The organism is Streptomyces aureocirculatus, from assembly GCF_000720475.1.
Classification (GTDB): Bacteria; Actinomycetota; Actinomycetes; order Streptomycetales; family Streptomycetaceae; genus Streptomyces; species Streptomyces aureocirculatus.
Genome location: NZ_JOAP01000005.1, coordinates 465,388 through 477,771, shown reverse-complemented (window position 1 = coordinate 477,771; position 12,384 = coordinate 465,388). Strand labels below are relative to the sequence as shown.

The 12,384-nt window shown below is 73.6% G+C and carries 6 protein-coding genes; 5 read left to right on the top strand and 1 reads right to left on the bottom strand.

Annotated features, from left to right (window positions below; all coding sequences use genetic code 11):
* Positions 1 to 156: 156 nt before the first annotated feature.
* From IG78_RS0107355 to IG78_RS0107335, 5 genes are all read left to right on the top strand, one after another.
* Complete coding sequence (locus IG78_RS0107355; protein WP_225881938.1) at positions 157 to 1,038, top strand: IclR family transcriptional regulator; 882 nt, start codon at positions 157 to 159, stop codon at positions 1,036 to 1,038.
* A 487-nt stretch (positions 1,039 to 1,525) separates the two neighbouring features.
* On the top strand, positions 1,526 to 2,611 hold the full coding sequence (locus IG78_RS0107350; RefSeq protein WP_030560563.1) for an S-(hydroxymethyl)mycothiol dehydrogenase: 1,086 nt from the start codon (positions 1,526 to 1,528) through the stop codon (positions 2,609 to 2,611).
* A complete protein-coding gene (locus IG78_RS0107345) occupies positions 2,608 to 5,097 on the top strand; it encodes a GcvT family protein (protein WP_225881939.1) in 2,490 nt (829 codons plus the stop codon). The genes IG78_RS0107350 and IG78_RS0107345 overlap by 4 nt, the downstream gene beginning before the upstream one ends.
* A 66-nt stretch (positions 5,098 to 5,163) precedes the next feature.
* Positions 5,164 to 6,366 carry an N-methyl-L-tryptophan oxidase gene (solA, locus tag IG78_RS0107340; RefSeq protein WP_030560561.1) on the top strand — a complete coding sequence of 401 codons (1,203 nt, stop codon included), beginning with the start codon at positions 5,164 to 5,166 and terminating at the stop codon, positions 6,364 to 6,366.
* A complete protein-coding gene (locus IG78_RS0107335; RefSeq protein ID WP_030560560.1) occupies positions 6,363 to 7,481 on the top strand; it encodes an aromatic ring-hydroxylating oxygenase subunit alpha in 1,119 nt (372 codons plus the stop codon). Before solA ends, IG78_RS0107335 begins: the two co-directional genes overlap by 4 nt.
* Positions 7,482 to 7,550: 69 nt before the next feature.
* Here the strand turns inward: IG78_RS0107335 and IG78_RS0107330 are convergent, their stop codons facing one another.
* A complete protein-coding gene (locus tag IG78_RS0107330; RefSeq protein ID WP_030560559.1) occupies positions 7,551 to 12,332 on the bottom strand; it encodes a hypothetical protein in 4,782 nt (1,593 codons plus the stop codon).
* Positions 12,333 to 12,384 lie beyond the last annotated feature (52 nt).

The window sequence follows — 12,384 nt, the reverse complement described above, 5'->3', positions numbered from 1 at the left end:
CTGGGCCGTGTGGGCGAGGGACTCTTCGATAGCATGCAGTTTCATATGGCGCACCAGAGAGCGCTATGCGCAACAGAATCCGGTGGGAAGCTCATCGCGTCAAGGGCCTCCCTGGGACGCGGCTTCGAGTGGCCGCCGAGTGGTGAGAGTTGAGATATGACCCGCACGCGGAAAGAGCCTGGCCAGAACGGGGAGCCCCACCAGGAAGCACCCCGGGAGCAGCGCCGTGAGGCGCATCGGGACAAGCCGGAGAACCCGGAGAAGCCACGCGAGGCGAAGGCGCCCGCCGGTTCCGTCCAGTCCGTGGACCGAGCGGTGAGCGTCCTGGAGATCCTCGCCCGGCACGGCGAGGCGGGCGTCACCGAGATCGCCGAGGAGCTCGGGGTGCACAAGTCGACGGCCTTCCGGCTGCTCGGGGTGCTTGAGAACCGCGGGCTCGTCGGTCAGGCCAAGGACCGCGGCAAGTACTTCCTCGGCGCGGGTGTGCTGCGCCTCGCCGGGGCGGCGGCCGTGCGGATGGACATCTCCCAGGAGGGCGGTCCCGTCTGCCGCGAGCTCGCCGACGAACTCGGCGAGACGGTCAACATCGCCGTGCTCGACGACGACGCCGCGGTCAACATCATGCAGGCCCGCGGCCCCGCCTCCGTGACGGCCCAGAACTGGCTCGGCCGGCGCACCCCGCTGCACGCCACGTCCAGCGGAAAGGTGCTGCTCGCGCACCTTCCGACGACCCTGCGCGAGGGTCTGATCGCGCGCACGCTGCCGCGCATCACCGACCACACGGTGACCGGGACGGTGGCGCTGCGCCGCGATCTGGAGGCCGTGGTCCACCAGGGCTTCGCGATCGTCGTGGAGGAGCTGGAGGTGGGCCTGGCCGCCGTGGCGGCGCCGGTGCGCGCGCACGACGGCAAGGTCATCGGCGCGCTGAGCGCCTCCGGTCCTGTGTACCGGCTGACCGAGGACCGGCTCACCGAGCTGGCCAAGCGCACGGTCGCGGCGGCGGTGGAGCTGTCGCGGCGGATGGGCTACGGCTTCTGACACCCCCGGGCCGCCAGTCCGCCGCCCAGCCCCCGCGGCCCCGACACCCCCGCACCCCCGGCGCCCCTGCGCCTCCGCCCGTCGCCGCCCGCTGCCACCGCTGCCACCCACGATCCCGCCTTCCGCTCCGCCTGAGCCGCCCCGTCCGGAGCGGGAGCGGGCCCGAGGTCGGGTGCACCCCGAGGTCCGGAGCCAGGTCCGCCCCGAGGACGGAAGCCGGGCCCGCCCGGCGGCCCGGACCCCGGCCCGCGCCCGCCCGCACCGCCCGCGTCGAGCCACCCCCTCGCCCCGAACCCGAGCGCGGAGCCGCACGTCCCGGTTCCGCGCTCGTCGTGTGCGGGCCAGGCCCTTTCGCGACTCCCGGAGCGTTTTGCCGGTGTTCACTCCGGCCCCTTGACGGCTCGTTGATGCGGCTTCCACGATGTCTCTCATAGCGCAACAGATCGTGGAGTACGCAACAGACGGCCCAAAGTCGAGGAGCCTTGCCGTGCCACACGAGGTCCGTGGCGTCGTCGCCGCGAAGAAGGGCGCACCCGTCGAGGTGCAGACGATCGTCGTGCCGGATCCCGGACCGGGAGAGGCACTTGTCTCCGTGGGGGCCTGCGGGGTCTGCCACACCGATCTGCACTACCGGGAGGGCGCGGTCTCCGACGACTTCCCGTTCCTGCTCGGACACGAGGCCGCGGGCACCGTCGAGGCGGTCGGTCCCGACTCCGGCGGGCTGCGGCCCGGCGACTACGTGGTCATCGCGTGGCGCGCACCCTGCGGCACGTGCCGCTCCTGCCTGCGCGGCCGTCCCTGGTACTGCTTCGACTCCCGCAACGCGGCACAGCCCATGACGCTTCTCGACGGCACTCCGCTCAGCGCCGCGCTCGGTATCGGTGCCTTCGCCGAGAAGACGCTCGTCGCCGCGGGCCAGGCCGTGAAGGTCGACCCGGCGGCCCGCCCGGAAGCGGCGGGTCTGATCGGCTGCGGCGTCATGGCCGGGTACGGGGCGGCCGTGAACACCGGAAACGTGGGCCGCGGCGACACCGTCGCCGTCATCGGTTGCGGCGGCGTCGGTTGCGCCGCGATCGCCGGGGCCTCGCACGCCGGGGCACGCCGCGTGATCGCCGTCGACATCGACGACGGGAAACTCGACGGCGCGACCCGGTTCGGCGCCACCCACACGGTCAACTCGCGGGGCACCGACCCCGTCGAGGCGGTCCGCGGGCTCACCGGCGGCTTCGGCGTCGACGTCGCCATCGACGCGGTCGGCGTGCCGGAGACCTACAAGCAGGCCTTCTACATGCGCGACCACGCGGGCGTGCTCGTCCAGGTCGGTGTGCCCGACCCGGCGATGTCCGTCGAACTGCCGCTGATCGACCTGTTCTCGCGCGGGGGCGCCCTCAAGTCGTCCTGGTACGGCGACTGCCTGCCCACCCGGGACTTTCCGCTCCTCGTCGACCAGTACCTCAGCCGCAGGCTCGACCTCGGTGCCTTCGTGACCGAGAAGATCGCGCTCGACGAGGTCGAGGAGGCGTTCGCCAGGATGCGCCGCGGCGAAGTGCTGCGATCGGTGGTGGTCCTGTGACCGGCCGCCTGCCCACCTTCGTGACCGGAGTCTCCCCACGCGTCGTCATCGTCGGGGCGGGCGTCGTCGGGTGTTCCCTCGCCGACGAACTCACCGCCCGCGGCTGGACAGACGTCACCGTCCTCGAACAGGGCCCACTGCCCGCCCCGGGCGGCTCCACCTCCCACGCGCCGGGGCTCGTCTTCCAGACCGGTCCGTCCAGGACGCTCAGCGAGTTCGCCGCCTACACCGTGCGGAAGTTCGCCTCCCTGTCCGTGGACGGGCTGCCGTGCTTCCATCCGGTCGGCGGCCTGGAACTCGCCACCACCCAGGAACGCTGGGCCGATCTGCACCGCAAGGCGGGGCTCGCCGCGTCCTGGGGCATCCGAGCCGAACTCGTCGACGCCGTGCGCTGCAAGGAGCTGTGGCCCCTGCTCGACTCCGGTCAGATCCTCGGCGGCCTTCACACCCCCGACGACGGCCTGGCCCGGGCCGTGCCCGCCTGCCGCGCCCAGCTCGACCGGGCCACCCGTCGCGGCGCCCGGTTCCTCGACCGGCACACCGTCACCGGCATCGAGCGCGCCGAGGGCCGCGTCACCGGAGTCGTCACCGACCGCGGAACCTTCCCCGCGGACCACATCGTGTCGGCGGCGGGCTTCTGGGGGCCGGTGATCGGGCGCATGGCGGGCGTCGACGTACCGCTGCAACCCCTCGCCCACCAGTACGCACGAACCCGGCCGCTGCCCGAGCTCGCCGGGGTGAACGACCCGCGCACCGAGGCGTCCCGGCCCATCCTCCGCTTCCAGGACCGCGACCTGTACTTCCGCGAGCACACCGACCGCATCGGCATCGGCTCATACGCTCACCGTCCCCTTCCCGTCGACCCGTTCACCGTGCCCGCGTACGACGAGGCCGCCGCCGAGGGCCATGCCATGCCGTCCTCCTACCCGTTCACCGAGGAGGACTTCGCGCCGAGCTGGCAGGACTGCTGCGGACTGCTGCCCGCGCTCAAGGAGTCGGCCGTCGAAGAGGGCTTCAACGGCGTCTTCTCCTTCACCCCGGACGGTATGCCGCTGCTCGGTGAAGCCCCCGCACTGCGCGGCTTCTGGCTCGCCGAGGCCGTCTGGGTCACGCACTCCGCGGGTGTGGCCAAGGCGGTCGCCGAGTGGATGGTCGACGGCAGGCCCACCACCGACGTCCACGACTGCGACCCCACCCGCTTCGAGGACGCCCAGCGCTCCCCCGCGTACATCGCCGAACGCGGGACGCGGCAGTTCGTCGAGGTGTACGACGTCATCCATCCGCTGCAGCCCGTCGCCGAGCCGCGCCCGCTGCGCGTCAGCCCCTTCTACGCCCGCCAGCAGGAGCTGGGCGCGGTCTTCCTGGAGAGCGGCGGCTGGGAGCGGCCCCACTGGTACGAGGCCAACGCCGCGCTCGCCGCCGAACTGGACGTGCCCGCGCGGGACGACTGGTCGGGCCGCCACTGGTCGCCCGTCGCCGCCGCCGAGGCGCGGGCCACCCGGGAGCGGGTCGCGCTGTACGACATGACACCCCTGCGCCGCCTCGAGGTCGCCGGCCCCGGGGCCCTGGACTTCCTTCAGCGCATGACCAGCAACAATCTCCGCAAGAAGCCTGGTTCGGTCACCTACACCCTCCTTCTCGACGAGGCGGGCGGCATCCGCTCCGACCTGACCGTGGCACGGCTCGCCCCCGGCCACTTCCAGATCGGCGCCAACTCCCCCGCCGATCTCACCTGGCTACGGTCGCACGCACCCGACGACGTCCACATCAGGGAGATCACCCAAGGGACATGCTGCGTCGGCGTCTGGGGGCCGCTGGCACGTGCGCTCGTCCAGCCGCTGACCCGCGACGACTTCTCGCACGAGGCGTTCGGGTACTTCAAGGCACGGCGGACCCACCTCGGCCATGTGCCGGTCACGGCGATGCGTCTGAGCTATGTGGGCGAGCTCGGATGGGAGCTGTACACCAGTGCTGACCTGGGGCTTCGCTTGTGGGACACGCTGTGGGACGCGGGGCGGGACCTCGGAGTGATCGCCGCGGGCCGCAGCGCCTTCAACAGCCTGCGCCTGGAGAAGGGGTATCGCGCCTGGGGTCAGGACATGACCGCGGAACACGACCCGTACGAGGCGGGCGTCGGATTCGCCGTCCGCATGGACAAGGGCGACTTCGTGGGCCGCGAGGCGCTCGCGCGACGCGGCCCGGCCGCCCGGAAGCTCACCGCCCTCCTCCTCGACGACCCCGCCGCCGTCGTCCTCGGCAAGGAGCCGGTGTACGTCAGCAGCGCGTCCACGCCCCCCGGCGCCCCCGCGGGATACGTGACCAGCGCCGCGTACGGCTACACCCTGGGCCGCTGTGTCGCGTACGCCTGGCTGCCGCCGCTGGCCGCCGGCACGGGCGTCGCCATCGAGTACTTCGGCGAGAAGGTTCCCGCGACCGTCGCCGACGAACCGCTCTTCGACCCGGAGATGACCCGCATCAGGTGCTAGCCCCGTGCCCCATCAGGTGCCGGCCCCGCGCCGTCAAGTGCTGGTCCCCGTCCCCAGGAGGCCACCGTGTCCCCCGTAACCCCCACCTATGACGTGATCGTGATCGGCCTGGGCGGCATGGGCAGTGCCGCCGCCCACCATCTGTCCGCACGCGGGGCCCGCGTCCTCGGCCTCGAGAAGTTCGGACCCGTGCACCAGCGCGGCTCCAGTCACGGTGGCTCGCGCGTCACCCGGCAGTCGTACTTCGAGGACCCCGCCTACGTACCGCTGCTCCTGCGCGCGTACGAACTCTACGAGAAGCTCGAACAGGACAGCGGCCGCGACATCGCCACCCTGTGCGGCGGAGTCATGGTCGGAAGACCGGACGGACGCGTGGTCTCCGGGGCACGCCTCTCGGCCGAGACCTGGGGGCTGCCTCACGAGATGCTCGACGCCCGGGAGATCCGCCGCCGCTTCCCGACACTCACCCCGCGCGACGACGAAGTGGCCCTCTACGAAGAGCGCGCCGGGCTCGTCCGCCCGGAGAACACGGTCGCCGCGCATCTCCAGTGCGCCACCCGTCAGGGCGCGGACCTCCACTTCGAGGAGCCGGTCACGCGGTGGGAGCCGTTCGGCGGCGGCGTGCGCGTGCACACCGCCGACGACACCTACACGGCGGGGCAGTTGGTGATCTGCCCCGGAGCCTGGGCGCCGGGACTGCTCGCGGATCTCGGGGTGCCGTTCACCATCGAGCGGCAGATCATGTACTGGTTCCAGCCGACGGGCGGCGTCGGCCCGTTCCTGCCGGAGCACCATCCGATCTACGTCTGGGAGGACGCGGCAGGCGTTCAGGCCTACGGCTTCCCCTCGATCGACGGCCCCGACCTCGGTGTGAAGGTCGCCTTCTTCAGGAAGGGCAACGTCTGCACTCCGGAGACCATCGACCGCACGGTCCACGCGCACGAGGTCGCGGCGATGGCCGAGCACATGTCGCGGCACATACCGCTGCTGCCGGGACGCCTCCTGAAGGCCTCGACCTGCATGTACACGACGACCCCCGATGAGCACTTCGTCATCACGCGCCACCCGGCGCACCCGGAGTCGGTGACGGTGGCCTGCGGGTTCTCCGGGCACGGCTTCAAGTTCGTGCCGGTGGTCGGCGAGATCGTCGCCGATCTGGCGCTCGACGGCACCACCGCGCACCCCATCGGCCTGTTCGACCCCGCCCGCATCACCGGCCCGCTCGGCCCCGCGCCCGCCGCGGCGCCCGTTCCAGGAGTACGGACGTGACGACAGAGGTCTCCGCGAGCCTCATCGCGACGCTGCCCGGCCACTACTACACCGACCCCGGCGTCTTCGGACAGGAGCAGGAGCGCCTCTTCGAAGCCCTGTGGTGCTGCGCCGTGCGCGCCGCAGACCTCGACAAGCCCGGCGCGTACCGCACCGTCCAGGTGGGCCGCGAGAGCGTACTGGTCACCCGCGCCCGGGACGGCACCCTGCGCGCCTTCCTCAACGTGTGCCGCCACCGGGGTGCCCGGCTGTGCACCGACGAGGCAGGCGAGGTCCGGCGCAGCCTCCAGTGCCCGTACCACGCCTGGACGTACGGTCTGGACGGCCGCCTGATCGCGGCGCCGAACCTGACGCGGATGCCGGACGTCGACCGCTCCGCGTACGGGCTGATCGAGGTCGCGCTGCGGGAGTGGCTCGGCTACGCGTGGGTGTGTCTGGCCGACGAACCGCCGTCCTTCGAGGACACGGTGATCGGCGAAGCCGTGGAGCGCCTCGGCGATCCCGCGTCCATCGAGCGCTACCGCACCGAGGACCTGGCCCTCGGCCACCGCGTCCGCTACGACGTGCGGGCCAACTGGAAGCTGATCGTCGAGAACTTCATGGAGTGCTACCACTGCGCGACCATCCACCCCGAACTGACGGAGGTGCTTCCGGAGTTCGCCGAGGGCTTCGCGGCGCAGTACTACGTAGGTCACGGCGCCGCGTTCGGGGACGAGGTCAACGGCTTCACGGTGGACGGCAGCGCGGGCTTCGGCCGGCTCCCGGGGGTCTCCGAGGACCAGGACCGCCGCTACTACGCGATCACCGTGAAACCGGCCGTGTTCGTCAACCTCGTACCGGACCATGTGATCCTGCACCGGATGTTCCCGCTGGCGGTCGACCGTACGGTCGTCGAGTGCGACTGGCTGTACGCACCCGACGTCATCGCGTCCGGGGCCGATGTGTCGAAGTCGGCGGAGCTGTTCCACCGGGTCAACGAGCAGGACTTCGCGGCTTGCGAGCGCACCCAGCCCGCGATGGGCTCACGCGCCTATCGCACGGGCGGGGTCCTGGTGCCGACCGAGCACCACATCGGGATCTTCCACGACTGGCTCATCCGGCACCTGGCCGCGTGAGCGGCCCTGTCGCGGCGCGCGCGGCCGCCCGGCGACCGCGTGCGCCCGGCGACCGCGTGCGCCGCCACTTCACCCGGCGGCGGCAGGCTTCTTGAACATCCGTGTCGCTGTGATCTCCCCGTGCACCGTCTCCTCGGCCGGTGCCTGCTGCTCCTGCGGCAGGCCCGGCCGCAGGTGCTCCTCGACGCTGATGTACTTCAGGCCCGCGCGCAGGTCGGCGTCGTTGCGGAGCCTGATCACCAGCGGGAACTCCGCGAGCGCCGTGGTGTCGAACAGACCGGTCGTGTACAGGAGCTGTACGCCGAGGGCGTCCGAGACGGCGCGCTGGAGCTCCAGGAGGTACGTCGCGTTGGCGCGACCGATGGGGTTGTCCAGGAACAGCGTGCCGGCGTGCCGGTGCTTGTCGCGGCCGCGGTCGTTCGAGCGCAGGGCCGCCATCGTGCAGTACAGGGCGATGGCCGCGGTGAGCAACTGGCCTCCGGAGAACACGTCGCCCATCTGCCCGACCGGCACCCGCTCGGCGCGCAGCACCGCGTCCGGCTTGAGGATCTCCACGGCGACCCCGCGCGGCTCCAGGGCGGCCTGAACGCCCCTGAGCAGCAAGGACATGCCGTCCCTTCGGAGGTCGGAGTTCTTCTTCACGGCCGCGCGGGTGGCTTCGTCGATGACCTCGCCCAGGCGCTCGGCGAGCGTCGCCTGGTCCGGCTCCTCGAAGCGGACGCGCAGGAACTCCTGGCCCGACCACTCCCCGAGGCCCTCGGGCAGCCGGGAAAGGCGCTGGGCGGAGCGGAGCGTGGCGAGGGAGGACTCGACCAGACCGCGCAGCCGGTCGACGATGCTGTCGCGGTTGCGCTCAAGCTGCTCCAGTTCGTCGGTGAGCACGCGCAGCCGGGGCGCGAAGGCGTCGGCCCACTTCTTGGCGTGCTCGGGCAGCGCGGAGGCGGGCAGTTCGCGGATCTGCTGGCGGGCGGGGGTGCGGACCTGCTCGTACCGGGTGGCGTTGGCGTGCCGGACGAGGATGTCCGAGGCCTCGCGGACGGACGACTCGGCCGCGGACAGATCGGCGGCGCAGCCGCGCAGGGAGCGGCGGGCCTCGGCGGCGGCCTGGCGGGCCTCCTCCAGGGCGCCCGGGTAGGACTCGGTCTTGTCGTCGTCCTCGGTGCCGTCGTGGTGCTCGCGCAGCAGGTCACGCAGGAGCGCCGCCGTCTCCTCGAAGCCACCTGCCGCGTCCTCCGTGACGCGCTGGGTGCGCAGGAGCGCGGCGTGCGCCTCCTTGGCCCGGCCGAGGGCCTCGGTGCGCTCGGCGAGTTCGGTCGTCGCGGTACGCAGCAGCACCTGGGCCTGCTCGGCGTCGGCGGGCACCAGCTCTGCGGGCAGGTCGGTGTGCGCGTCGCCGTCCTCGGGGGCGTGCCGCTCGGCCTCGCCGCGCAGCCTGCCGAGCTGCTCGCTGGCGGTGGAGGCGCGTGTCTCGATGAGCTGGACCTGGGCCTCCGCGCGGGCCGCTGCGGCCTGCCGTGAGGGTCCGTCGGCGCCGCCGGTGCCTTCGAGGAGCTGGGCCGCGCGCGTGCGTACCTTGTTGCTGAGCCGGTCGAGCTCGGCGAGCGCGGCGCTCTCGTCGCTCTCGGCGCGCGCCTGCTCGGCACGCAGGTCGGCGCCGACGCCGACCTTCTCGTAGAGCTGCGACGCCGCGCGGTAGGCCTCGCGGAGTGCGGGCAGCGACGTCTTGGGGCCTTCCTGGTCCAGGGGTACGTCTTCGGGGGCGCCCGCGATCTCGGCGCGCTCGGCGCGCAGGGCGCGCGCGGTACGGCGGGCGTCGTCGGCGGCGCGCTGGGCGGCGCGGCGGTCCTCGTCTGCGGCGCGGGCCCGGTCGAGGCAGGTCTGGGCGCGGGCCTCCGACTCGGCGGCGTCGTCAGCCAGCTCGCGCAGTTGCGTCTGCCAGCGGGAGCGCTCGCGCAGGCGGAAGGCGAGCCCGGCGAGCGCGTCGGCGGCGCGGCGGGCGCGCTGGGCGGCGTCCTGGCGCTCGTCGCGTACGCGGGCCGCGTCGGCGGCGGCCTCGTCGGCCTCGGCGCGCGCGGTGCGTGCCTCGGTCAGTTCGGCCTCCGCCTCCTCGGCGAAGGCACGCGCCTCCCGCGCGGCGTCGGCGAGCTCGGCGAGGTGTCCCGTGGGGCATCCTGACCGCCAGGAGGCGAGCCGCGCGGCCAGCTCCCGGTCCTTGGCGAGGCGCTGAGCGAGCGCGCGGATCTCGTCGTCGCGCTTCGTGGCACGGGCGCGCAGGGCCTGGCGCTCCTCGTCGGCCGCGTGCTCGTCGTGCATGGCCGGGTTCGGCGGTACGAGGAAGACGGCGCCGTCTGCGGAGGCCTCGCCCGGCGTCGGTGCGAGGAGCGCGGCCGCCGTGCCCACGGCCACGGTCGAACGCGGAAGGAGCGCGGCACCGGCGAGCGCTTCACGCGCGCGTGCGTGCGTGTCCGGGTCGGTGATGACGACGCCGTCGACGAGCTCGGGACGCGCCGCGAGCACGCGCGCGTGGTCCGCGGGATCGACGGCCTGCGCCAGGTACCGCCAGCCCGGGAGGGCCGGAATGCCCTGCTCGCCGAGGAACTCGACGGTGGCGAGGACATCGGGGCCCGGCGGCAGCAGACCGCCGTCGCCGAGCGCGCCGAGGATGCGGGCGTCGTCGGCGGCGGCCGTCCGCAGCTCGAACAACTGCCGTTCGGCGGCGGTCACTCCGTCGTCCAGCAGCGTCTTCAGGTCGTCGGCGCCGCGGTCGAGCTCCGCGGGGGTGAGGGGGGTCTCGCCTGCCGAGCCCGCGGCGGCCGACGCGTGGGAGGCGTCCGGGTGGGCGCCTTCGCGCGCGGTGTGTCCGCCCGAGGGGCCTGCCGACGCGGACACGGCCTCCGTCCCGGCGCCCGCCCCGGCACCGGCACCCGCCCCGGCACCGGTACCCGCCCCGGCATCCGCGTGGCGCGGCCCCGGCACACCGGCCGCCGTGCTCCGGGCCCCGTACGCGCCGGGCAGGCCGAGGAATTCGGCGAGCCGCTCCTCCCGCGCGAGGGACTCGGCGGTGCGGTGCTCCGCGTCGTACGCCTGCTCGGCGGCGGTCGCCGCGTCCGCCGCGCGGGCTGCCGTCAGCTCGGCGCGGGACTCGACCCCGGCGGCCTCCTTGGCGTGGTCGGCGGCGCGGCGGGCGGTCTCCCGCGCCTCGTCCCAGGCGGCGACCGCCGACTTCTCGGCGTCGCTCGCGGCGAGGGCGGCACGGGCCGGGTCGGCGTCGGGCGCGCTGTCGTCGAGCCACCCCGCGCGGACGGCTTCGTCGGTCTCCTGCTCGACCTCGGTCAGGCGCTGGCGCAGGTGCCCGGCCTCGCTGCGGGCGCGCTGTGCCTCGGTCGCGGCGACGGTGGCGTCGCGGTGCGCGGTCTCGCCGGTCTCCTGGAGCGCGGCGGAACGCTCCTCCTCCTCGTTGGCCACGGACTCGGCGTCCTCGGCCGCGGTGTGCAGGGCGTGGACGAGGTCGGCGGCGGCCTTCGCGCGGGCGGCGAGCGCGGGGGCGGCGTCCCGCTCGGCCTCGCGGATCGCGACGGCCACGCGCGCGGAGCGGTCGGCGGCGGCACGGTGGCGCAGGACGGCCTCGGCGGCCTGCCAGGCGGAGTGCAGGGTGCGCGCGTCGGCGAGCTCGCGACGCTGGGCGGCGGCGGCCTTCTCGGCGACGGTGAGCGACAGGGAGGCGTGCCGGTAGGCGAGTTCGGCGGCGATCAGGGCGGACCGGCCGCGGGACTGCTCGGCGGCCGTGACCGTGTGGGCGGCCGATGTGACCTGTTCGGCCAGTTCGGCGGCGCGGCCCCGCTCCTCGACGGCGCGGGCGGAGAGACGGCGGGCCAGGGTGCGGGTGCGGCGCTCGGCGCCCGCGTGCACGTCACGCGCGCGTGCCCGGGTGTCGGCCGCGTCGACGATGCGGCCGAGCAGATCCACGGAGCCCGCGGTGAAGTCGCGTTCGGCGATCAGTTCGGCGCGGCGGCCCAGCTTGTTGCCGAAGCCGTGTACGAGGTCGGCGAGGCCGTCCGTGTCGCGCGTGTCGGTGACGGCGCGCAGCAGCAGGTCGGTGAAGTCGGAGTCCTTCTTGACGGCGAAGAGGCCGGCGGCCTCGCCCTCGTCGGCGTTCATCTCCCGCTGGTAGCGGAACAGTTCGGGGTCGAGTCCCAGGTCCCCGAGGTGTTCGTTCCAGCGGTCGTGGATCTCCTCCCAGTGCACTTCGAGGTGCGGGTACGCCTTCACGGCGTCCGTCAGGGCGTCCCGGAAGCCCTTCATGGTGCGCCGCCGCCCCTGGGCGCCGGACGCGCCCTCGACGGGCGCCCGCACCGCGGTGGACTCGGCGACCGGCAGCGAGTCCAGGCTCAGGCCGGGGCCCGGCCGGAAGGAGTACCAGGCCTCCGCGAACTTCCGCGGGTCGTTGGAGACCTGCCGCCCGCGCCACTCGCTCACCTTGCCGACGACGACGCACTCACCCGTCAGCGTGTGCTGCCACTCCAGGGCGACGTGTCCGCAGTCGTCGGCCAGAAGGAACTTGCGCAGCACACCGGAGCTGGCGCCGCCCAGCGTGTTCCGGTGGCCGGGCAGCATCACGGAGAAGATCAGCTTGAGCAGGACGGACTTGCCGCCGCCGTTCTCCAGGAAGAGCACGCCCGCGGGTGCCGGGCGGCGGGGCGGCCCCACGGGCTCCTCTTCGAAGAACTCCGCCTGCGCGGGCGCGGGGTCGGGCACCACGTCACCGACGCCGCGCAGGTCCAGCACGGTGTCGGCGTAGCGCGCACCGGCAGGGCCGATGGAGTAGAGGCGGACCCGGGACAGCTCGTACATGGCGGCGGACTCTCGTCGTAAGTCGTGCGGACGTAGGGGGACTCAGGGGTGC